Raw genomic sequence first — 24,965 nt, 5'->3', positions numbered from 1 at the left:
AATTTGTTAAATAATAAAATAAAGAAGCAAGTTTCTTCCTAGATTTTATCTAACTTTAGATAACATACGATCTAATCCCTTGCGCAAAGTGATCATAACTAAACTAAAGAAACTAATATTACCCTTTCTTTTTGTTCCTTTATTTTTATCCTGTACAGAAAGGTATAGCCCAAAAATAAATGGAAACTTCTCTATTTTAGTTGTTGATGGTAAAATCTCAAACGAAAACACTCCAATTCAAATTCGTTTATACAAAACAATATCAATGGATTCTGTTACAACCAGAGATTCCATTATTCCTGAAAGTGATGCCATCATTAACATATTCGACGACAAAGGAAATTCCGATGTATTCCAAGAAATCGAGCCTGGTTTATACCAAAATGAATCCTCAAGTTTTCGAGGTGATGTAGGTACAACTTATTGGATAAAAATTATCACTAAAGATGGTTTAGAATTTGAGTCTGAACCAGAAATCATGTCTCCCCCAGTAGAAATCACCAACATTTATGGTGAAGATTACAAACAGTATATTTCTAAAGATTTAGAGCGAAATGCCGTTAAACTTTACTTTGATGCAATTGACCAATCGAACAGTGTAAGTTATATAAGATGGGAATCTAACGAAGGCTGGGAATGGCAAACACCATTCCACTTAAATCTTCCAGATAGTTTACTTTTTACAAGCGAACCAGCATCGATATGTTATCGGCAGAAATTCAACAATGAGATAAGTGTCTTTGATGCGTCAATTCTGGATACCAAATCAATGCATAAACTTCCTTTAGTTTCCATAGATTATACAGAACAAAAATTATTATTTGATTACTATCTACATATAAATGTCCGATCCATTAGTGCAAATAATTATCAATTTTGGAATCACATTAAACAAATAAATCAAAGCAGTGGAAATCTGTATGATAGGTCACCTGGCAACGTAGAAGGAAATATATACTGTTGCGATGATAATTATTCTGTTGTTGGTTATTTTGAGGTTTCTTCAGTAAGCAGTAAAGGCAAATCATTTAACCGAGATATGTTTCAAACTACTTTTGATTATTTTCCTCCAGAATGTATCGAAAAATCCAGTAAAAACAGACCTAATCCAGCTATCTATTACATTACTAGAATAGAATTTGATAAAGGAGATGCCGTTTTTTACTATCGTTATATATTCTGCTTCGACTGTTCTTATGAATTCTCTATCACAAAACCATCTTTTTGGCAATAAGTATTAATTCAAACAAATTTATTCTGTAACATTATTAGCATGTTATTTTAATAATTCCCACTACCTTTTTTATAAGTCCGTTAAGTTCGCCTGCAGTGCAACAGTTAGATAACCATAAAATTAGAATTTTGTCAAATAATGAAACAAAGAAGCATCTTTCTTCCTAGATTTTATTTAACTTTAGACAACCCACTACCTAACCCTTTGCATAAAATGAACATAACTAAACTTAAAAGGTTAATATTACCTTTTCTTTTTGTCCCTATATTTTTATCATGTACAGAAAGGTATAGCCCTAAAATAAACGGAAACTTCTCTGTTTTAGTCGTTGATGGTAAAATATCAAACGAAAACATTCCTATTCAAATTCGCTTATACAAAACAGTTTCAATGGACTCTGTTACAACTAGAGATTCCGTCAATCCTGAAGGCGATGCCATCATTAACATATTTAATGACAAAGGGGATTCTGATATATTCCAAGAAATTGAACCGGGTTTATACCAAAATGAATCATCAGATTTTCGAGGTGAAATAGGCACTAGTTACTGGATAAAAATTATCACTAAAGATGGTTTAGAATATGAGTCTGAACCAGAAATAATGTCGCCACCAGTAGAAATCACAAACATTTATGGTGAAGATTACAAACAATTTATTTCTAAAGATGTTGAGCGTAGTGCCGTTAAACTATACTTTGACGCTGTTGACCAATCGAACAGTGTAAGTTATTTAAGATGGGAATCACAAGAAAGTTGGGAATGGCAAACACCATTTCACATAAATGTTGTAGATAGTTTACTATTTACAAGCGAACCAGCATCTGTATGTTACAAACAGATTTACAACAATGAGATAAGTGTCTACGATGCCTCAATTCTGGATACCAAATCCCTGAAAAAACTTCCGACGATTTCCATAAATTCTACAGAGCAGAAATTATTATTCGATTACCATCTTCATATAAATGTCCGTTCCATTAGTGCAAACAATTATAAGTTTTGGGACCACATCAAGCAAATAAATCAAAGCAGTGGTAATCTGTATGATAGAACACCAGGAAACGTAGAAGGAAATATTTATTGCTGCGATGGTGATCATTCTGTTGTTGGTTATTTTGAGGTCTCTTCTGTAAGTGCAAAAGGTAAATCATTTAATAGGGATATGTTTCAAACCAATTTTGAATATTTCCCTCCTGAATGTGTCGAGAAATCGAGAAGAAAAGCCAGGCCTGATCCTACCATCTACTACGTTACCAGAATAGAATATGATAAAGGAGATGCCGTTTATTTCTATCGCTATATTTATTGCTACGATTGCTCTTATGAATTTCCTATTACTAAACCATCTTTTTGGCAATAAATATCAATCAAAAAAAACATTAGCAAGACAACAAAAACACTTATAAAATCCCCTATCTACTTCTCTGTTAAAAAGAGTATATCATGAAAAAAAACAAACTTTTAATTTTTATAGTACTAACCTACCTATTTAATTTAAACGCAGTTAGTCAACCCACTCTAGACAATAATAAACTCAACCATATAAATGGCAAAGTTTGGATTCCAAAAGACAATATTAAAATTTACAATTCCTTTTTTCAGGAAAACTTATCTTTAAATGGAAGTTTATTTATGAGTAATTCTTGGGTTCACAATGAGAATTTTGGATTTGATTTGGACAATCATAACGTAATCAAGAATATTTCCTCGCAGGATAATACCAAAAGATATATTGTTTTAAATAAAGAGGAGTTATCTGATTTTACTATTACGAACCCTATAGGTTCCTATCATTTTAAGAGAGGAGACTTATTACACCAAGATTTAAATCCCAATCATTATTATCAGGTAATAAAATCAGCTAATAAAAACATCCTGTTTTTAATTGAATGGAATCTAGAGAAAAAACTGTCTACTGCAGAGAATGTCAATTTTAAAATTGTAGCAGACAATAAGATTTACGCTGTTACCTCATCTAATCTTCACGAGATCAGTTCAAAAAAAGATGTCTACGATGCTTTTCAAATTTCAAAAAAGGAAATAGCGCTACATTTTAGAAAAAACAATATCAAATTTCGAAAAGATTCTCCAATAGATATCGTTTCAACACTTCAGTATTTTATACACTAAACACTAATGGTAATGAAAAACAAAATAGTTTTAATTGGTTGTTTATTGATACTCTGTGCTAGTAATCTAATGGGGCAAATAACAATTGGAAAATCAGAAATGTCCTTTGAAGATTTCACGAAGGAATTAGAAATAAATCACAACATACATGTATTTTATAATCCAGCATGGACGAAAAATATTTACTTGAAGAAAGCATATGCTGATGAAAATGTAAATACTATTTTAAAGGAAATTTTATCACCGCATAAAATTAACTTTCTAGTAAATGGGAATAGTATAATACTAACCGGGAATATTGATTTAGATATGGGATTTGATCAAAAAATATCAAATCTAATTACTGAAAATATAGAACAAGAAGTAGCTAGTAATTCAACGAAAGATCTTGAATCCTTAAAGGAACAAGAATACATAATTCACAATATAGGTAATTCAATCGGTCAAAAACAAGTAAAATTACGAGGTTTCGTTAAATACAAGAAGAGTTCAACACCCTTACAGGGAGTTGAGATTTTTTTGCCAGATATAAAAAAGGGAGTTACCTCTGGAAAAACTGGATATTATGAAATAAAACTTCCTCCAGGAAGGCATAATATTATCTATAAATTTATCGGACTACGGGAAACAACACGTAAAATAAACATACGTGGTGATGGTCGTTTAGATGTCGAAATGATCGAAGAATCGACAGAGCTAAGAGAAGTTCAGGTGATTGCAAAAGACGATCAGGTAAAACGAACAAGCATGGGCGTTAATGTTGTAAACATAGAAGACATTAACAACCTTCCTTCTGCATTAGGCGAACCAGATATTATAAAAAGCACAACTATGCTGGCAGGAGTTGAAAGTGCTGGTGAGGGTTCTGTTGGTTTTAATGTTAGAGGTGGCTCTGCGGATCAAAATCTGATTTTGATCGATAATGCACCGATCTATTATCCTGCGCATTTCTTTGGATTTTTTGCAGCTTTTAATAGCGATATGATTGAAGAAGCAAACCTATATAAAGCAAGTATTCCAAATCATTTTGGTGGTCGAATTTCTTCGGTTTATGAATTAAAAACGCAAAAGAACTTAAGTGATAAATTTAGTGGTAAACTTGGAATTAGCCCAATTACCTCTAAACTCTATATTGAAACTCCAATTGTTAAAAACAAATTAAGTTTTCAAAGCTCCTTTAGATTCACTTACTCAAATTGGATTTTAGACCTTATTGATTCTGAAGAACTAAATAATAGCAAAGCCAATTTTCACGATCTACATGGTAAATTATCATACAAACCAAACTCTAAAAACCAAATAGATTTTAGCTATTATTATAGCAATGATGATTTTCAATTGCATTCAGATTCTACGTATAATTTCAAAAACTTAATCGGTTCAATCAATTGGAAACATAGAATTAATGAAAAAAATAAAATTTTAAGCAATGCCTATTATTCAAATTATTCCTACGTTTTAGAAAGTGATGAAATTCCAGAAAGCTCATTCGCGCTAAAACATGAAGTTATTGAAATGGGAATAAAAAGCCAGCTTGTTAATGAAAAAGAAAATAACTCGGTACTGAATTTTGGATATGAAGCCAAGCATTATCAAATAAAGCCAGGCGATCTTTCTAAACTTAGTGAATTATCATCATATAAAAATCAATACTTCAATTCAGAAAAAGGAATAGAATTAGCCTTATTTACAGGTTTTAAATTTAATCCTCTTCCAAAACTTTCAGCTGAAATAGGAATTCGTTACTCTATGTTTGGTAACCTAGGAGATAGCTACGAAATGAAGTATGTAAATGATGACCCATCAACAGCAGAAGTTCGCGATTCCATAGAAAAGAGTGGTCTATACAACAACTACCACGGTCCGGAATTCAGAGTGAATTTTTCTTATGATTTATCAACAAGTTCAGCCATAAAGTTAAGCTATAATAGAAGTAGACAAAACGTCCATTTATTAACGAATTCTATGGCTATTTCTCCAACAGATACTTGGCGATTAACAAATAAATACCTTAAACCTCAAGTAGGAGACCAATACTCTCTTGGATATTATAAAAACATTGGTAATAAAGCATATGAAGTCTCTCTTGAAACCTACTACAAAGAGATTGAAAATGCCAAAGATTATAAAGATGGAGCTCAATTATTCCTAAAACAAAACATTGAAAGTGAAGTAATTAATGTAGATGGGAAAAATTATGGATTGGAATTCAGTTTGACAAAAAAATCTGGTCGAATTAATGGAACGATGAGTTACTCTTATTCTCGAAGTTATTTCAAAACAAAAGATAAGACTGGTTCCTTTTCTATTAAAAATGGGGAGTATTATAGAGCTCCTTTTGACAAACCTCATAATATTAAAGCAGCTATTAACTTTAAAATATCGAGAAGATTAATATTCTCAACAAATACTGTTTTTAACACCGGAAGACCTGCAACATTTCCGATAGGTCATTATACAATTCAGGATATTCCAATATCCTACTATTCACAAAGAAATGAATATCGTATACCGAACTACTTTAGAACAGATCTATCGCTAAGAGTAATTGGAAATTTGAAAAAGGATAAACTCTTTCACTCTAATTTCACATTTGGTATATATAATGTTACGGGTAGGAAAAATGCATACTCGGTTTATTTCCGTAGTGATTTAAGTGGCAGTTTAGGATATAAACTATCCATATTTGGCCAAGCAATTCCGATGGTATCATACAATATAGAATTCTAAATTTCCCTAGATGAGAACAAAATTAAGCAACAAATCGATATCAATTTTCATATTCTTAATCTTATTAGGATACAATTCTTTTTCTCAGAATTACGCAATAGATCGGATCTATTTACACTTGAATAGAAATATCTTTGTTTCTGGCGAAACTTGCTGGCTACAAGCATACAATATTGATATAAACACAAGGAAGTTATCCAATGTTAGTAATGTTGCCTATCTAGAATTACTAAATGGAGAAGGTATATCTATTCTTCAAAAAGAAATTCTTCTTGATAAAGGAATTGGTGATACTGGAATCAATTTCTCCGATAAATTGCCATCTGGCACTTACTATTTAAATGCCTATACGAATTGGAACTCTTCAATTAACCCTGAATTAATTAGCATCAAAGAGATCTATCTTTACAATAATGAAAATGAACAAGATATTACCTCAGGAAACCTTACTGCTAATAATGCGAAATATTCTTTCACACCAATTTCCAGAAAGGATACTCCTTATCTAATCAATACGGAAAAATTAAAGGGTGAAATACAATTGGTCGACTTGAATCGAAAATTAAGATTTAATGTGAATTCTAGTAATCTAGGTGAAATAAATATCTTAATAACCGATCGAAGCTCAATAGAAAAATCTTACCAATTGAATTTAAACGGTTCGGAATCTTATCTTGAAGTTCCTTTAAATGTTTTTAAAGGAAATAATCTTTCCATCAAGATAACTGATTCAAAAAATGAACCATTGCATTCGGTAAGCTTCCATTCTGGGATTTTAAAGAGTAATTATTCAAAAGAAGAAATTCTTTACTTAAAAACGAGAAATACTCATGAGTTATCGTTTCCATTAACTCAATTTAGTAAGATTTGTGATACATTAAACTTATCAGCATCAATAAGGTTAAAAGAACCAATAGGTATTCCTAGAAGTGATAATTTTACAGATTTCAACAATATTTTAATCGACTATCCAGTAAGTTCTCATTTGGATATTATCAATTCAAATCTAAATTTAGACAGTTGGGTTTCGAATACAAATCTTCAACCCATCTGGACCCAACAGCCTATTAATCAGGAAATTTCACCAACGCAATACCCAGAAAAAAATGCATATATCATTGAAGGACAATTGATCAACCAAGACAGTTCATTAAGACAAACTCTAATTTATTTTTCAAAGATTGGAAAGTTTGCAGATGTTGATATGAATATAACCAACAGTGATGGTAAGTTTTATTTCAAACTTCCTCTTGATAAAGGATTTCATGATATTGCAATACAGGCAAGAAAAATAGACTCTCTTAAAATAGACTATGCCCTAAAAAATAAATTCCTTAGCTATGAAAAAGGGATATCAAAAAATAAGTCATTACTAGCAAGCACAGATGGCAAGAACTTTGCTAAAAAAATATGGCAAAATTATTACATCCGAAAATTATACAAGCAAAAAACTGCTTCAGTAATTGAAGATACAGTAGTTAATAGATCAAAAAAGAACTTTTTTGGGAAACCAACCTATTCTTATGATCTTAAAAAATACATTACTCTTGATTCACTTCCTGAATACTTTCATGAGTTAATTCCCACCGTTAAAATTAGGTACAATAGTCACCAAAAAGCATCTATGGTTTTATTCAACCCTGAATCTGGGATGTTAATGCCTGACAAAGCATTGCCAATGTACGATGGATTAATAATGGATAACATAGATGACTTAATGAATTTAAATCCAGAAGATCTGGATAGAATAGAAGTTGTTCCATTCGAATATTATTACAAGAAATCTCATTTTTATGGTATTGTTCACATTATTAGTAAAAAAGGAAAGTGTGAATTAACTGAATTACCAATTAATACAGAACGCTTTCATCTACCTTTATTTAATGAGCAATTAATTCGCACAGAAACAGAAGTCTCTGACCGTAAGACACCAGATGCTAGAGTTGATATGTTATGGTTACCAAACATACTTGTAACCAAAGATAAGAGTCTAAATTTAAACTTTACTGTTGGCGATATCCCAGGTAATTATGAACTTATAATTGAAGGGATTTCTGAAAAAGGAGAAGCAATTAGTTATATACGAGATATCGTTATTGAGTAAAATTCAAATTAAATAGGACGTCTGAAATAAACATTATTTCTATTTGTTTGTAGATTATGGAAGAAGGTTTTTTATTTAAGGATGTGTACAATAAACAATTGGTTGAAAATATTGCTCGCCATATTTCGATCTGTTGGGAAGATTTTGATTCTCTTTCCTTTATTGCATCTATTGTTCCTAATTTAGAACCACTTAGTTTAACGGAACGTTCTAATTTAATTACACAAGAACTCTTTACTTATCTACCAAAATCATATCCTGAAGCAATAAAAATTATTCTAAATTCTTTTAATGAAGAAATAAAAAAGAATGAATTAAGTGGGTTTGAAGGCTTTTATTACATGCCCTTTGCAGGCTACGTATCTCGATTTGGTTTAAAGAAGAAAGATTATAAACAATCTATAAATGCTCTTCTAGAAATTACAAAAAGATTTACATCTGAAAATGCCATTCGACCCTTTATTAGAAAGTATCCTAAGGAAACATTTCAACACCTGCATAAATGGACAACAGATAAAAATGTACATGTTCGCAGGTTAGTTTCAGAAGGTACTCGTCCAAAACTTCCTTGGGCTTCTCCCTTAAAAGAATTTCAGAAAAATCCTGCTCCAGTAATAGAGTTACTTGAAAAATTAAAAGAAGACAAGGAGTTATATGTGCGTCGTTCCGTAGCGAATAATCTAAATGATATTGCCAAAGATCATCCTGATTTAGTAGTTGAAATTTTAACCCGGTGGAATAAAATCGACAACAAAGACACAAAATGGATCATTAGTCATGCTTCTAGAACACTATTAAAACAAGGACATCCTAGAGCACTTGAATTATTAGGATACCCTCAAAATATAAAAATAGATGTGGTAAACTTTTGTGTTCAAAAGTTGAGATGTAAACTAGGTGACGAAAATGAATTTTCATTCGAAATTCAATCCTTAGCACCAAAAGAACAAAATTTAATGATTGATTTTGTTCTGCACTATACAAAGGCAAATGGTAAAACAGCACCAAAAGTTTTCAAGCTTTCTAAAAAATCAATTCCTGCTAATGGCCAATTACTTTTTAAGAAGAAAATATCTTTTAAACCAATAAGCACAAGAAAATACTATGCTGGTCTTCACGAAATCGAAATTCAAATTAATGGAAAACGATATGGGAAAATTAGTTTTGAAGTAGAATAAGCTTCTATCGATAACGCTGAACTTTCGCATCTACCTCAATAGACCAACGATCAATTCCACCTTTTAGGTTGAAAACACGAGTAAAACCATTTTTCCGTAAGTAATGCATCACCTGTTTGCTTCGAACGCCCATGTGACAAAACACAACCAAGTCTTTGTTCCTAGGCAAATCATCTATTTTAGAAGGTATTTGTCCCATTGGTACATGCATTGCATTCTCCAAATGACAAATTTGTATTTCCGTAGGTTCCCGAACATCAAGCATTAGTAAATCCTTTCTCTTCTCCATTTCCTGCACCAATTCCAAAGGAGTAAAATCTACTTTATCCGATGGATCTTTTTTAAAACTCAAGCTCACGTCTTTACCAATTAGTTATGAATCAAAACTAAAGATAAGAAAATAATAAAATCAAAAACAAACCTATTTACGATACTAAGCTTAAATAATAATTAATAAATCGCTTAAATGTGTAACCTATTCTGCCTATTTCTTGTCTCATACATCATGTAGAACATGTAAAGAACAGTCTTCATCGAAAAACAGTCTAATGAACAGTAAATATTTGCCATAAATTGTACATTTGGTAGTGAGTCAAATTATTTACCCTAGCTATTTTTCAGCTAAGTTCCATTACAAATTGAAATAACCAAACAGATGCAGATCAACATAAATGAACTCAGCAAGATTTACCCGAACGGAAAGAAAGCACTCGACAATATCAATCTGGAGATAGGAAATGGTATGTTTGGCTTACTGGGTCCCAATGGAGCCGGAAAATCAAGCCTTATGAGAATTCTGGTTACCCTAATGGAGCCCTCAACCGGAACAGCTAGCTTCAACTCGTATGATCTGCATAAAAACCGAAAAGAGATAAGAAGCATACTTGGCTACTTACCTCAGGATTTTCGTTTCTTCTCCAAATTAAAAACCTGGGAGTTTCTCGATTATGCTGCCTCTCTAGCTGGTATAAAGAGTAAACAAGTTAGAAGAAAAAAGGTTGATGAGTGGCTTGAAAAAGTTGGACTTTTCGATGTTAGAGAACGAGATGCCAACAAACTTTCCGGCGGTATGAAACGTCGATTAGGTATTGCTCAGACATTGATTAGTGACCCTAAAATTATTGTGGTCGATGAGCCTACAACAGGACTCGATCCTGAAGAAAGGATTCGATTCCGAAATATTTTATCTGAAATCAGCCAACAGGACGTCAGTATTATTCTATCTACTCATATCGTTGGTGATATATCCAGTGTCTGCAACAATCTGGCCCTACTCAACAATGGGAAGCTCGAATTTAAAGGCACACCCGAAGCACTTATTGAAAAATCCCGGGGCCATGTATGGCAAGCTAGCGCCTCTGGCTACGAATATGATTTAATCAAAGATAAATATGCAGTGGTTTCTACCATTCCAACACAAGACGGTTGGGATATTCAACTAATTGGAGACGGTAGTCAACTCAATAATGCCATAGAGATTGAGCCCAATCTTGAACATGCCTATGTCTATTTCATGGAAAAATCTTCAGAACTCATTTAGCAAGTCATATATATGATCTCACTTCACACCATACGCACAGTAGCTAAATTTGAAACCAGAACCCTACTTCGATCCTGGTTTTTCAGGATTTTTGCTGGCTTATCCATCCTTTTCATCGGCATATTTAATGTTGCTGCCTTCCTTGAAGATAGCGGTGCACCTTGGATATACCGTGCTCTACCAGCTGCTATACCCTATGCCAACTTAATCTTATTGAATTTAGGACAGGCCATTGTAGCTGTTTTTCTAGCTTCTGAATTTTTAAAACAAGATAGCAAAAATGATACTATTGAGGTGATCTACGCCCGATCGATGACCAATAGTGAATATATATTGGGTAAATCCTTTGGAATCATCTCTGTTTTTATCATTCTCAATGTCCTGATCTTACTTATGGGAATTGGCTTTTCATTTTTGAGCAATGAATCTTCACAAAATGCTTGGATTGTTTTTTACTATCCATTACTCATATCGATACCTACCTTAGTTTACATTCTGGGCTTGGCATTTTTCTTAATGATCACATTAAAGAATCAGGCCATCACCTTCATCGTTCTTTTGGGATATATTGCGCTGACCATTTTCTACCTGAATACGAAATTTTATCACCTCTTCGACTATATTGCCTATAAGGTTCCCATGATGAATTCAACAATTGGAGGATTTGGAAACCTAGCAGAAGTCGCCATTCACAGAGGGATTTATTTATTCTTTGGAATCGGGTTGATCTTTCTTACAATTTATAAACTACAACGCTTACCACAATCGAAAAGATTTGTTTCACTCCCCGTCTATTTGGCAATATTTTCTTTTTCCATAGGTGGATTTTTGACGAAAAAATACATTGATCTAAAAACAGACAAACTAGAATTTAGAGAAGGCATCATAGCTTTAAACAACCAATATGTATCTTATCCTAAGACAGATATAATAAGTTGCCATATTGAACTAAACCATTTGGGTGATTCAATATCCGTAAAGACAGAATTGGATCTGCGTAACAGTTCTGGTTCAAATTTAGACACACTTCTTTTTAGTCTGAACCCAAAACTTACTGTCAATTCAATTTTTCAAGAAGGTAATGAGCTTAAATTTTTACGAGAAACACACTTGTTGAAAATATTGCCAAATAAATCCTTACAGAAAAATGAGAATACAATATTAGAAATCTTCTATAGCGGTTCAATAGATGAGAGAACGCATTTTTTAGACTTAAATCCCGAGCTTACTAAAGACAATTTTACGGCTGAGATGTTTCGCATTCGAAAACGATATTCCTACTTACAAGAGAATTTTGTTTGTTTAATCAGCGATGCTTTATGGTACCCTACTTCGGGCGTTGGATATGCTTCCGACCAACCCGCTTTGCATTCTCCTGATTTCACAAACTTCAGCTTGAAAATTCAAACGACAGATAATCTAACAGCTGTTTCGCAAGGAGAAGTAACTAAAATTGAAGATGGAATTTTTGAATTTAAACCAGAAGCAGCCTTGCCTAAAATTAGTTTGCTAATTGGAGACTATTTAAAGCATAGCATTGAGGTTGATTCAATTGAATATTCCATCTATGCAATGCGTGGAAATGAGTTTTACTTGAAGCATTTTGATGTAATTCAAGATAGTTTACCAGCCTTAATCCGAGAATTGAAAACTGAATTCGAAAGTAAAATAAATCTGGAATATCCGTTTAAACGATTCGCTTTAGCCGAAGTTCCCATTCAATTTGCTCTTGACAAACACATTTGGTCAATTAGTAGTGATGCCGTTCAGCCTGAAATCATTTTTTATCCTGAAAAAGGGGTAATAATGGAAGAAACAGATTTCAAAAGGAGAAAAAAACGCTTCGAAAAACGAATGAAACGTGATAACGAAGAAGTTTCGGATGAAGAGCTACAGGCGAGAATCTTCAAACGATTTGTGCGTGGTAATTTCATGCCACCATCAACCGAATGGTATCAATTCAAAAGTGTTGACCGAAATACCTATTCGCCATTCCCAAACTATTATGGCTATTCAACTCAATTAAGTTCGAGGGATTATCCGGCATTAAATACGGCTTTAGGCGTTTACTTAAAAGAGAAGAATACCACATCGCAATCATACTCCCGATGGCGATTCGATGGTATAAGTAAAGAAGAACGCATTAATCTGGAATTAAAGAAATCATCCTTACTAGAGATTACCAAAAAAGGCTTAAAATTAAGCGATGATAATGATGAACAAATTTACTTGAATGATATTTTCAAAGCTAAAGGTATTCATCTGTTCTCCTTACTTAAATCTCGATATGGTGAAGAAGCGTTCAATTCCTTACTAAAAAAATACATCAAGGAGAATCAACATCAGAAATTCAGTTTCCAAAGTTTCGATAGTTTGCTTTTAACACTAAAGGATGAATCGATAGAAAAAGATGTGAAAAACTGGTACACAACCAATAAGCTACCAGGTTTCTTAATTAAAGATTTGAAAACATATAAAGTCAAGGAAGGCGATCATATTAAATATCAAATTCGCTACAAAATTTCAAATCCGGAATCTTCCGATGGTATGGTGTCGGTAAGCGTTGAACTAAAAAATCAAAATAGAAGAAGAAACCGTAGAAATCAGGATGATGAAAAACCTGATTTCTCAAAAACTATTTTTGTACCTGCACATTCAGCTCGTGAAGTCGGTTTTGTTTTTTCTACTCAACCCAGCAGAATGAACATCTCGACACATATATCAGAAAATTTACCCAATAGTTTGGTTTACGATTTCAGTACTTTTTCTGAAACGAAAAAGACTGGTTTCTTTAATGAAGTGAGAAATTCTGAGGTATTTGAAGGCATTCTTGCCGATAACGAATTTGTTGTTGACAACGAAGATAAAGGCTTTGAATATGTACAGGTGTCCAATAAAAGTTATCTGAAGCAATGGTTGGATGATAAACGCGTTTCAACTCACGAATACTCACGTTTACGAACATGGAGACCACCCAATGAATGGAAGAATGTACTTCGATCTGGTTTCTTTGGCAAATATGTCCGTTCGGCATTCTTTACAAAATCCGGACAAGGCGATCGTTCAGCTTCCTGGAAAGCAGAACTTAAAAAGCCAGCCTATTACGATGTTTTCTGCCATATCGAAAAAGTAAAAGGATGGAGTCGAAGAAGACAACAAAAAAAGACAGACTACAATTTCAAAATATATCACGAATCAGGATTTGAAGAGGTCAATAAAAGTGATCAGGAGCTGGAAAATGGGTGGAATTATTTAGGTACCTATTTCATTACACCTGGAACTTCAAAAGTTGAATTAAATAATAAATCCCGAGGTGCCTATCTTTTTGCAGATGCAATTAAATGGGTCGAAAACAAGTAAAATATATAAACAAGATAAGGCATGACTAAAACAAAAACACAATTAAAATTGATGAGAATATTCGTATTTGTCGGAGTGATTCTACTCAGTTCTTTTTACGCTCAAGCTCAAAAGAAAATTACACTGGATGAAGCTCTTTTAATAGCCTTTTCAAACAGTCCGGACATTAAAAAATCAAAAATCAATATGGAGCAAAACAAGGAGCGATTGAATGCCCGATTGGCTTCTTTACGATCTCAATTTTCTTTTGATTTTATGCCGATATCCTACAACAAAACAGAATCATACGACGAATATTTTTCTAAATGGAACACCTCCGAAAATAAGGGAGCAGGGGGAACCTTTACAGTTTTGCAACCAATAAAGTTAACAGATGGTAGATTATCCCTGCAAAATGAGTTTGGATATCAAGACAATTACTCTGAAGCTAGTAATTCCAATTACTCGGGTTTTAACAACTCACTGTATTTGCAATACGATCAGCCGCTGTTTACATATAATAAAACCAAGATGGATTTAACTCGGAATGAGTTAAACCTGGAAAATGCGACCCTATCCTACTCCATAGAAATGTTGAATATAGAAAGACAAGTGAATGAAGCTTTTTATTCAATCTACCAAAAACAAATGGCCCTAAAAATTGCCGAAGAGGAGTTTGAAAATCAAAAAGTAAGTAAAGATATTATTATCAGTAAGGTTGAAGGTGGCTTATCGGCTAAGGAAGAACTTTATCAGGCAGAACTGAATTTTTCTACCAGCCAATCGAATCTGGACAACAAACGCGTTGATCTTGAAAATGCAAAAGATCAATTTAAACTGCTTCTGGGAATCTCTTTATACGAAGACGTAGCCGTAAGTACCGACATCAAATATATTCCTGTGATCGTTGATCTTGAAAAAGCCATTCAAAATGGTTTAAGCCAAAGACTGGAATTGACTCAAAAACAAATCGATTTAAATAATGCTAAGTTTGATTTGATACAAACCTCTTCGATAAACGAATTTAAAGGAAATGTAAGCCTTTCGATTGGTATTATGGGAAACAATGAAAAGCTAGCTGATGTTTACGACAAGCCTACAAAAAGTCCACGTGCTGGCATCACTTTTTCAATTCCAATTTTTGATTGGGGTGAAAGGAAAGCCCAAATTAGAACTGCTGAACTGGAAATTGAAAGTCGTGAAATAGACATGAATAGTTTGAAGAATAATATTACAATCAATATTAGAAAGATCTACAGAAATTTAAAAAATCAGATACAACAAATTGAAATTGCAGAACAGAATCAGAAAAATGCAGAACGTACCTACGATATCAATTTAGAACGTTACAAAAACGGGGATCTAACCAGTATCGATTTGGAACGCTTTCAAAATCAACTTTCTGAAAAGAAGATGACTCTGGCAAATTCGCTTATTAGCTACAAGTTGGAGTTACTTAACCTGAAAATTCAATCGCTCTGGGATTTCGAAAACAACAGATCTTTTGTCCCACAGGAATTACAAGATAACTTGATCAAAAACTAATCCTATTTCAATCATGATACACCATACAAACCTCATAACAATGAAACGAATCGCCATTTTTATTCTTAGTTTAAGCTTATTGGCATCTTGTGACGATAAGGCTACAGACCTAAACAAAGATATTGCCGTACAAGTATCTGTAAAAGAAGTTGCAAGTAAAAGCATCGAGAAATTTATCAGCACAACGGGTACAGTCAATCCGATCAAAACAGTTGCTCTAAAAAGTGACGTAGCTGGAAAATACCATTTGCAAATCAATCCAAAAACAGGTCGCAAATTTGCCTTAGGCGATTACGTTAGCGAAGGAACAACAGTTATCGTTCTGGAAGACAAGGAATACGAAAACAACATTAAAATCAAATCTCAGGAGTTGAGTCTACAAATTTCTCAGCAAAACTATGAGAAGCAACAATCTTTGTATAAAAAAGGTGGCGTAACACTTTCAGACGTGAAGAAATCGGAAATTGAGTTGATCAATTCAAAATATGCCTACGAAGATGCTTTATATCGCTTAGCCAAGTTAAAAATTAAAGCGCCTTTTTCAGGTACAATTACAAACCTGAATTACTACACTCAAAACACCCGAATTGATGCCGCTTCTCCTGTGCTAGCTATTATGGATTACAGTAGATTACATATGGAAATCAATCTGGCTGAAAAGAATATCACATCGGTTAAAAAGGGGCAAAAAGTTAAGATTGTTAATTATACCATTCCCGGGGATACTTTAAATGCTGTGCTGGCACAGATCTCTCCTGCAATTAATGCGGATACAAGATCATTCAAAGCCGTTGTGAACATCAACAACTCAAAATTATTGTTACGCCCGGGTATGTTTGCAAAAGGTGAAATTATCGTTGCTAAAGCTGATAAGGCTATCGTTATTCCTAAGGATATCATCTTGAACAAACAATCCGGGAATATTGTTTTTGTTGTGAACAAAGGCCTGGCCGAAGAAAGAAATATTCAGTTCGGCTTGGAAAATCCTAAAGAAGTTCAAATTATTTCAGGATTAGAAGAGAAGGATCGATTGGTTATTAAAGGATTTGAAACTTTAAGAAACAGATCGAAGATTAAAGTGGTGAAATAATTTACACAACTATTTCAATTCACATCCAATTTAAAATGGTAGCCTCTATCATACAATAATTAATTGCTTTTAATATGAAGAAAATAACACAATTTTCAGTCAACTACCCCGTGACAGTATCCATGATTGTAATGGCGATATTGCTTTTAGGATACGTTTCACTTGGCAAGTTAAATGTTGACCTGTTTCCTGAAATGAATGCGCCTCGCATATTTGTGGAAATTAAAGCAGGGGAACGTCCTCCTGAGGAGATAGAGAAACAGTTTATTGAGAGCATCGAAGCACAAACCATTCGACAAAAAGGTGTCAGTCAGGTTTCATCCGTTTGTATGGTCGGATCAGCAAGACTTACCGTTGAATACACATGGGGTAGCGATATGGACGAAGCCTTTCTTGATCTGCAGAAAGCCCTTTCTTCGTATAGTCAGAATTCTGAAATTGATGAATTCACCATTACCCAACACGATCCCAATGCCTCACCCATTCTAATCGTAGGTATGCTTCATCCTGAAATTCAGGACATGAACGAGTTAAGAAAAATTGGCGAAAACTATATTCGTAATGAACTGATTCGATTAAAAGGTATTGCAGAAGTTGAACTTACAGGCTCTCAAGAAAAAGAAATTCGCATAGAAACTGATCAATATTTACTGGATGCACACCAAATTACCATCGACCAAATTGTACAAAAAATACAAAGCCTCAACCAGAATGTTTCGGGTGGAAGTATAGTGGAAATGGGAACCAAGTATATTATAAAAGGTGCCGGTTTAATACGAAACACTCAGGAAATTGAAAATGTAATTGTTGGCACAAAACAGGAAAAGCCATCAGGTACTGCACAGGCAACAAATGGCAATAAACAAGCACTTGTAAAAGGTAAGGTGCCTATCCTTTTAAAAGATGTGGCCAAAGTGAGTTTTGTAGCTAAGAAAGCTCAGAATATTGTCAGAATTAATGGAATCCGTTGTGTCGGATTATCCATTTATAAGGAAACAGGATCGAATACCGTTCAGGCGGTAGAAGACTTCGAAAAAACCATGGTATCCATCAAGAAAGCTTTGCCTGGCTACCAATTTATCACGGTTCAAAATCAGGGCCAATTTATTCAGAAAGCCATTGACGAAGTGCAGGAAACAGCACTACTTGGTGTGCTTATCGCCATTTTTGTACTTTTTGTTTTTCTGCGAAGAGTTAAGGTTACAGCTATTGTAAGTTTTGCCATTCCCGTTTCTATTATTGCCACATTTAACCTCATGTATTTTAATGGTCTTAGTTTAAATATTATGACTTTGGGTGGCTTGGCTCTTGGAGCAGGAATGCTCGTTGACAATGCCATTGTGGTTATCGAAAATATTTTCCGGAAAATGGAATTGGGTCTTTCCGTTAAGGAAGCGGCCATTGAGGGAACTTCTGAAGTCGGTGGAGCCATTGTTGCTTCAACTCTAACAACTATTGTTGTATTCCTTCCTATCGTTTATATGCATGGTGCCTCAGGTGCCTTATTTAAGGATCAGGCATGGACGGTTGCTTTCTCGCTTATAGCCTCTTTATTTGTTGCGATCCTGATGATACCCATGCTTTTTAATTTTGCTTATAAAGGCAAAGGGAAAAACATCAAGTTCAAATCGGTTAAGATTGCTTGGTATGGAACAATGCTTGCCAAAATCCTAAACAAAAGAAGTTTGGTGATTGGTGCTGGATGTGTTTTAATCGTAATTACTGGCCTTATTCTTCCCTATGTTGGAAATGAATACCTGCCCAAAAGTGGCATTGGAGAATTCAGCCTGGATATTGAATTAAAAGAGGGCACGCAACTTGAAAGAACAGCTCAAACTGTTATTGCAATTGAATCCATGTTACGACAGTCAATGGGCAATCAGTTTGAAACGATTTACAGTCAAATCGGTCCAGGTGCCAGTTCATCTACAAGTAAATCAGTGTTCCAGAACGAAAATACAGCCAATATTAAAGTTCGACTTAAAAGTGAATACCTGGCTCAATCTGAAGCGATTCTGAATCATGTTGGTGTGCTAATCTCTGACATTCCCAATGCGGATATTACAATTGTACGTGACGAAACCGCTCTACAATCGACCATAGGAACCGAAAATGCACCTATTGCAGTTGAGGTGAAAGGAAAAGACATGCAGGTTTTGGAAGACTTGTCAAATCAGATTAAGGAACGCCTTAGTCAATTATCCGATTTAACGAATGTAACGACCAATATTGAAGAAGGAGCTCCTGAAGTTGATGTTGTTATCGACCCATATAAAGCCGGTTTATTTAATCTAAACACCCAAACCATTACCAATCAGCTTAAGGACATTCTGATGGGTAAAAAAGCAGGTAAATTCGAACAAGGGGGAGAAATGAACGATATTCATATACAACTCCCTGAAAAGAGTCTATCAGAACTGAATACCATTTTAATTAAAAGTGGCGATGCTCAAATTCCATTATACGAAGTTGCCGAGATTAAACGATCCTCATCGCCTAAGCAAATGCTTAGACGAAACCAAACACGTATTGGTAAAATTACTGCCGATATTCAAGGATCGAAGGCATTTGATCAGGTTATAGATCAAGTGAACGCCAAGCTAGCAAATCTGGAATTACCACAAGGCTACCAAATCAGCCTTATTGGTGAAGAGCAAAAAAGACAGGAGGCATTGTCAAATTTAAGTTTCGCCCTCATATTATCCATCGTACTGGTCTATATGGTTATGGCTTCTCAATTTGAGTCTTTAATTCATCCATTCACCATTCTATTGACCATTCCGTTGGCAGGAGTTGGTGCTGTTTGGGCCTTCTTTATCTTGGGTATTCCTATGAATATTATGGCCTATATCGGTATTATTATGCTGGGAGGTATTGCCGTAAACGACTCCATTATTCTGGTTGATGCGATTAACCAGTTTAAACGACAGGGCAATACCTTACTCGATTCAATTGTGATGGCTGGTGAAAACAGGATTCGACCTATTATCATGACCAGTATTACAACCATTTTGGCCTTATTGCCATTGACCATTGGTTTTGGAGAAAGTGCCGCCTTAAGAGCGCCAATGGCCATTGCTGTTATTGCAGGTTTGATTACCTCAACATTACTAACATTGGTGGTTATTCCATGTGTTTACTATGTATTCGATAACATGCAAACTTATCTGTCTCAATTGAGAACAAAAAGAGCAAAATATAGCAAAGAATAAATGACCAAAAGTCTCTTTCAAAAGAGAAATCTAAGTAAAAAAGCTTAAACTGAAATACATGAATTTCATTATAAAACGCAAGGTTTTAATCGCAATGCTCTTTACCGGACTTAGCATGTTGGGGTATTTCTCCTACAAGCAACTTCCGGTGGAACTGATTCCCAATGCTCAACTTCCTATGCTCTTTGTACAAATCAATGCAAGCCAGGAAGTGGATCCCCGCTATATGGAAAACCAGGCCATTATTCCTCTCGAAGGAGTCGTGGGAGGTCTTGAAGGCGTTGAGAAAATATCATCTACAGCTGGGCAGCAAAGTGGTCGTATCGAAATTTCCTTCGAACAAGGAACCAATACAAAATACGCCTATCTCAAACTGACCGAAAAAGTAGAACAGGCCAAAAAAGATCTTCCTCAAGAATTTTTCGTTCAGGTTGTCAAGTTCGACTTAGAACAATTGAGCAACATGTTTATGAATCTGCAGGTGCGTGGTAGTGGTGGTGTTGACAGAGTAAGACAAGTTGCCGAAAATGAAATCATCGAAAAGATTAAAAGCATTGATGGTATTGCTAATACAGCCATTTTTGGTGGACGTGAAAAGTCCATTGAGATCCTACTACGCGATGATGTGTGCAAAAGCTATGGCATCAGTCCTTCCCAAGTAAGATCTGCTCTAAATCAAAACAATAATAAGAGAGATTTTGCTGGTAAAGTTGTTGAAAACAACCAAATGCATTTTGTAAATGTGGTATCTGAATTCACGGATATAACAGACATACATGAATTGGTCGTAAAGGAAGAAGGCAAGATAAAACTGAAAGATATTGCTGATATTCGTTTTGGTGTAAAAGAACAAAAATCTTATAGTCGCGTTAATGGCAAAGAAGCTGTTACCATACAGTTGACTCGTGATGCTCAGTCAAACATCATTGACTTGTCGGATAATGTGATCGAAAAAATTGAGGATCTGAATAAAGAGTTAGAAAGTAAAGATGTTAGCATCGTCGTTCAGTCCAATACCGCCGAAACCATGAAAACCAATATCGATCTCATCATCGAATTGGCCCTTGTGGGCGGTATACTCGCCATTTTTATTCTTTGGATCTTCCTAAAAAATATCCGCTTGGTTGTGGCTATTGCTTTAGCTATTCCAATCTCTGTGTATACAGCCTTTAACTTTTTCTATGCCTACGATATTAGCATTAATACCCTAACTCTATTGGGTATGGCGCTTGCCATTGGTATGCTTCTCGACAATAGTATCGTCGTCCTCGAAAACATATATAGGCTGGCGGCTAAAAAAATTGATCCGGACACTGCTGTAATTCAAGGAACCAGAGAGGTTTGGCGTTCGATCTTTGCAGCAACACTAACGACTATTACCGTATTTTTGCCCTTCCTATTCTCAACAAACTTCATGGTAGGGCTCTTGGGGAAACATATTGGGGTATCCATTATTTCAACACTCTTGGTTTCATTGGTTGTTGCCCTGCTTTTAATCCCTATGATTACCCACTCTTTTCTTAAACGCAAAGGAAAAATAAGAGAAGTTAATTTTGAGAATATCGCCTATCATAACCGACTCGTTCAGGTGTATATGGTTTTATTAAAATCCTGTATGCGATTCCCGGGCAGAACCATTTTAGGCGCTTTAGGACTCTTTTTCGTTACGCTTTTAATCAGCTTAGGTCTTAGCATGATTACCACAGAGGAAACGGAAACAAAAGACCTTAACCTTTACGTAACCTTACCTGGAGGAACTACGCTCGACAATACCGATTTATTCATAAAACAGGTAGAAAAAAAGCTCGATTCCTTACCCGAAAAAAAGGATATCACCAGTCAAGTGTATGAAGAGGAAGCCGTTTTAACCATTAGTTTGGTAGATGATTATCGCGATATACAAAATCTTTCCGTTCCTGGGATTAAGAAAAACATTCTGGAACAATTAAACGATCTGCCAAGGGCATCATTTAGCTGGGAACCACCAGCAAAAGCCCGTCGCTTTGGTGGCGGTGGTGGCGATTTTGGTGGTGACAATCCCTTTATGAGTATGTTAGGACTTGGTACACAAAAAGAAAAGCTTGTTATCAAAGGTCAGGATTTCGATAAGATGTTAGACTTGTCTGATGATATTCAATATTACGTGGAACAGCTATCATCCATCAAAAACGTATCGGTTAAGGTACCCAATAAACGTCCTGAGATGCTGCTGGAACTGGATAAGCAGATTATGGCGATCTATGATATTCCTGTCAATTCTGTTTTATCGGAATTAAATTCATTTCAAAAAGAATTCTCCAGTGGTGTTAAGTTCAAGCATGGTACTGATGAGTACGATATTATTATCAAGACACAGGGTGAAACTGAAAAAGAAACCCGCGATGCGAAAGACCTGAGAAGGCTTAGAGTTAAAGGCAATCAGGGGGCTGAATTTGAATTACAGAATATCAGTAATCTCAATTTCACCGATGGTCTATCTACGATTAAACGAACCAATCAGGAAAAACATCTGGAAGTAGAATACCAGTTTATCGATGAAGTTAACGACGACAAGGATCTTTTAACCGCGGCAAGAGTCGAAATAGATGAACTTGTGGAGCGTCTGAACCTACCTTCTGGTATTGCCCTTGAAGTGGTACACGAGGAAGATACATTGGGCGAATTTGGCTTTCTATTTTTGATGGCTTTCATACTAATCTTTATGATTCTGGCTTCGGTATTCGAGTCCTTTACCATGCCTATTGTCATGATGTTTTCTATTCCAATGGCAGCCATTGGCTCCTTACTGGCTCTTATCTTAACTGGAACATCACTTATCAATGCCAATGTGTTTACTGGTTTTATCATACTTCTGGGAATTGTCGTCAATAACGGCATTATCATGATTGACTATTCCAATGTCTTACAGAAGCGTGGATACAGAGAATCTCGCGCCCTCATTATGGCAGGTTTAGCACGTATTCGCCCTATCCTAATTACAGCTATAACAACTATAATTGCCCTTATGCCATTGGCACTGGGAAGGGCTGAATATGTAACTCAAATTGGTGTGCCATTTGCCATAACCGTAATCGGAGGTTTAAGTTTAAGTACCGTGCTAACCTTGGTGTTTATTCCAACCTTGTATACTGGTTTACGCACAAGTTTAGACTGGATACAAGGCCAGAAAACATGGATTAAGATTTTACAAGCTTCCATTTGGTTGGGTGGCACCTATTTTATTTACACCGAGGTGGATAGTAAAATTTGGCAGATTATTGATTTTCTTGTTTTGCTTCTGTCTGTACCAGCTTGTATCTATTTTATATCAGCCAGTTTACGAAAGGCCAACGAAGAGCTTATTGCTCCTGACGAACCTTTGCATATTGAAATCAGAAACCTGGTTAAAATTTACGAATGGGATAACAGATTTGCACGCGAATGGAAATCCGGACTTAAAATACGAGAACGCCTCGGCTTAAAGCATTCCTATTCAACAATTCGCGATTTTGGAGGTTTAATCTGGCAATTGCCATTGGTTGCTTTCATCTTCTTTTTCATCTACATCCATCTCGAAAATGAATACTGGTTGCTAGCCTTGTCCATTCCTTTCCAAATTATGCTTTTGTTTTTTATGGCTCCAATTATTGAGTATAAAAAACACCAGCAAAAGGAAAAAAGAAACAAATTTGCAAGAATTTTCATCAACATTCTGCACAAAATTATTTACTGGCTAATGCCATTATTGGTAATGGCATTTTTCTATCAGAAATACGAATTAATTGGTTTACTTTCACCCATAGCTGTTTTCTGGTATTTGGCTTTACTGATAAAAATATCATCAGATAAAATCTATCGTGAAAAAATAAACATCAACCGTATTAAAGGTAGTTTTAGCGGTATTCGAAAAATCTTCTATCGTTTTGTTTTAATCATCCCAATTATCGGAAAAAAGAAAATTCCATTTAAAGCGGTTAAAGGAGTATCCTTCGACATTGACAACGGTATGTTTGGTCTGCTTGGACCTAATGGCGCCGGTAAATCGACTCTAATGCGTATTATTTGCGGTATTTTGGAGCAAAGCTACGGTCAAATTTCCATCAACGGTATTGATGTACGCGAAAAACGTGAAGAATTACAAGGTTTAATTGGCTATCTGCCTCAGGAGTTCGGAATGTACGAAAATATGAGCGCATGGGATTTCTTGAACTACATGGGAATTCTAAAAAAACTGAACAACAATAAAGAAAGAATGGAGCGTGTGGAATATGTATTGAAAGCCGTTCACATGATCGATCAAAAAGACAATAAAATTGGTTCTTTCTCGGGCGGTATGAAACAGCGAATAGGTATTGCACAGATTCTTCTTCATCTGCCTCGAATATTGGTGGTAGATGAGCCTACAGCAGGTCTCGATCCTCGTGAACGCATTCGTTTCAGAAACCTTTTGGTAGAATTGAGTAAGGATCGTATTGTTATTTTCTCAACTCATATTATTGAGGATGTAGCCAGCTCGTGTAATCGCGTTGCGGTTATGAAAAAAGGAGATCTGAAATACCTAGGTGAACCAGTACACATGGCAGGTATTGCCGACGAAAAAGTATGGATGCTTACCGTATCACTCGAAGAGTTCGAAATCCTTAAAACAGAACACGTGATTATTCATCACATGCGCGATAAGGATCAAATTCGAGTTCGTTGTTTATCCGATGAAAATCCTGGTTATGGAGCGGTCAACGCGAAAGCCAATTTGGAAGATGCCTATTTGTGCTTGCTGAACGAAAAAGAAGAGGCTTAATCACTAAAGCAAACGAAGGATTGCACAAAGAACAAAATATCGCATAGCGATTATACGATTGTAAAAAAAAAGACTTGTAAACTG

At 35.0% G+C, this 24,965-nt stretch carries 13 protein-coding genes; 12 read left to right on the top strand and 1 reads right to left on the bottom strand.

Annotated elements, in window-relative coordinates; all coding sequences use genetic code 11:
* The first annotated feature begins 88 nt into the window (after positions 1-88).
* From L3049_RS15085 to L3049_RS15060, 6 genes are all read left to right on the top strand, one after another.
* Positions 89-1,234, top strand: coding sequence for a DUF4249 domain-containing protein (locus L3049_RS15085; RefSeq protein ID WP_275110650.1), 1,146 nt, complete (start codon positions 89-91; stop codon positions 1,232-1,234).
* A 213-nt stretch (positions 1,235-1,447) separates the two neighbouring features.
* On the top strand, positions 1,448-2,596 hold the full coding sequence (locus L3049_RS15080) for a DUF4249 domain-containing protein (protein ID WP_275110649.1): 1,149 nt from the start codon (positions 1,448-1,450) through the stop codon (positions 2,594-2,596).
* 83 nt (positions 2,597-2,679) lie between these two features.
* On the top strand, positions 2,680-3,366 hold the full coding sequence (locus L3049_RS15075; protein WP_275110648.1) for a hypothetical protein: 687 nt from the start codon (positions 2,680-2,682) through the stop codon (positions 3,364-3,366).
* Between the two features lie 12 nt (positions 3,367-3,378).
* Positions 3,379-6,096 carry a TonB-dependent receptor gene (locus L3049_RS15070; protein ID WP_275110647.1) on the top strand — a complete coding sequence of 906 codons (2,718 nt, stop codon included), beginning with the start codon at positions 3,379-3,381 and terminating at the stop codon, positions 6,094-6,096.
* A 10-nt stretch (positions 6,097-6,106) separates the two neighbouring features.
* Positions 6,107-8,200: a hypothetical protein gene (locus L3049_RS15065; protein ID WP_275110646.1), complete on the top strand. Its 2,094-nt coding sequence runs from the start codon at positions 6,107-6,109 to the stop codon at positions 8,198-8,200.
* A gap of 56 nt (positions 8,201-8,256) precedes the next feature.
* Entirely contained in the window at positions 8,257-9,378 is a 1,122-nt protein-coding gene (locus L3049_RS15060; protein ID WP_275110645.1) for a DNA alkylation repair protein, read from the top strand.
* A 4-nt stretch (positions 9,379-9,382) separates the two neighbouring features.
* Here the strand turns inward: L3049_RS15060 and L3049_RS15055 are convergent, their stop codons facing one another.
* Positions 9,383-9,730 (bottom strand): rhodanese-like domain-containing protein, encoded by a 348-nt coding sequence (locus L3049_RS15055; RefSeq protein WP_275110644.1) that lies wholly within the window; start codon positions 9,728-9,730, stop codon positions 9,383-9,385.
* A gap of 303 nt (positions 9,731-10,033) precedes the next feature.
* On the opposite strand from L3049_RS15055, the gene L3049_RS15050 reads away from it, so the two are divergent.
* The 6 genes from L3049_RS15050 to L3049_RS15025 all read left to right on the top strand — a co-directional run bounded on the left by L3049_RS15050 (position 10,034) and on the right by L3049_RS15025 (position 24,881).
* Positions 10,034-10,918 (top strand): ABC transporter ATP-binding protein, encoded by an 885-nt coding sequence (locus tag L3049_RS15050; RefSeq protein ID WP_275110643.1) that lies wholly within the window; start codon positions 10,034-10,036, stop codon positions 10,916-10,918.
* A gap of 12 nt (positions 10,919-10,930) precedes the next feature.
* Entirely contained in the window at positions 10,931-14,278 is a 3,348-nt protein-coding gene (locus tag L3049_RS15045; RefSeq protein ID WP_275110642.1) for a golvesin C-terminal-like domain-containing protein, read from the top strand.
* Between the two features lie 21 nt (positions 14,279-14,299).
* Positions 14,300-15,802 carry a TolC family protein gene (locus L3049_RS15040; protein ID WP_275110641.1) on the top strand — a complete coding sequence of 501 codons (1,503 nt, stop codon included), beginning with the start codon at positions 14,300-14,302 and terminating at the stop codon, positions 15,800-15,802.
* Positions 15,803-15,842: 40 nt separating this feature from the next.
* Positions 15,843-16,892 carry an efflux RND transporter periplasmic adaptor subunit gene (locus L3049_RS15035; RefSeq protein WP_275110640.1) on the top strand — a complete coding sequence of 350 codons (1,050 nt, stop codon included), beginning with the start codon at positions 15,843-15,845 and terminating at the stop codon, positions 16,890-16,892.
* A 74-nt stretch (positions 16,893-16,966) separates the two neighbouring features.
* A complete protein-coding gene (locus tag L3049_RS15030; protein WP_275110639.1) occupies positions 16,967-20,104 on the top strand; it encodes an efflux RND transporter permease subunit in 3,138 nt (1,045 codons plus the stop codon).
* Positions 20,105-20,162: 58 nt separating this feature from the next.
* Entirely contained in the window at positions 20,163-24,881 is a 4,719-nt protein-coding gene (locus L3049_RS15025; protein WP_275110638.1) for an efflux RND transporter permease subunit, read from the top strand.
* Positions 24,882-24,965 lie beyond the last annotated feature (84 nt).

The organism is Labilibaculum sp. DW002, assembly GCF_029029525.1.
GTDB classification, from domain to species: Bacteria; Bacteroidota; Bacteroidia; order Bacteroidales; family Marinifilaceae; genus Paralabilibaculum; species Paralabilibaculum antarcticum.
Note: the sequence above shows the minus strand (reverse complement) of the source record. Positions and strands in the feature narration are given on the sequence as shown.

Bases quoted from the DNA above. Each gene is read 5' to 3' on its own strand.
- L3049_RS15080 (WP_275110649.1), top strand. From the start codon at position 1,448: ATGAACATAACTAAACTTAAAAGGTTAATATTACCTTTTCTTTTTGTC.
- L3049_RS15075 (WP_275110648.1), top strand. From the start codon at position 2,680: ATGAAAAAAAACAAACTTTTAATTTTTATAGTACTAACCTACCTATTT.
- L3049_RS15070 (WP_275110647.1), top strand. From the start codon at position 3,379: ATGAAAAACAAAATAGTTTTAATTGGTTGTTTATTGATACTCTGTGCT.
- L3049_RS15065 (WP_275110646.1), top strand. From the start codon at position 6,107: ATGAGAACAAAATTAAGCAACAAATCGATATCAATTTTCATATTCTTA.
- L3049_RS15060 (WP_275110645.1), top strand. From the start codon at position 8,257: ATGGAAGAAGGTTTTTTATTTAAGGATGTGTACAATAAACAATTGGTT.
- L3049_RS15050 (WP_275110643.1), top strand. From the start codon at position 10,034: ATGCAGATCAACATAAATGAACTCAGCAAGATTTACCCGAACGGAAAG.
- L3049_RS15045 (WP_275110642.1), top strand. From the start codon at position 10,931: ATGATCTCACTTCACACCATACGCACAGTAGCTAAATTTGAAACCAGA.
- L3049_RS15040 (WP_275110641.1), top strand. From the start codon at position 14,300: ATGACTAAAACAAAAACACAATTAAAATTGATGAGAATATTCGTATTT.
- L3049_RS15035 (WP_275110640.1), top strand. From the start codon at position 15,843: ATGAAACGAATCGCCATTTTTATTCTTAGTTTAAGCTTATTGGCATCT.
- L3049_RS15030 (WP_275110639.1), top strand. From the start codon at position 16,967: ATGAAGAAAATAACACAATTTTCAGTCAACTACCCCGTGACAGTATCC.
- L3049_RS15025 (WP_275110638.1), top strand. From the start codon at position 20,163: ATGAATTTCATTATAAAACGCAAGGTTTTAATCGCAATGCTCTTTACC.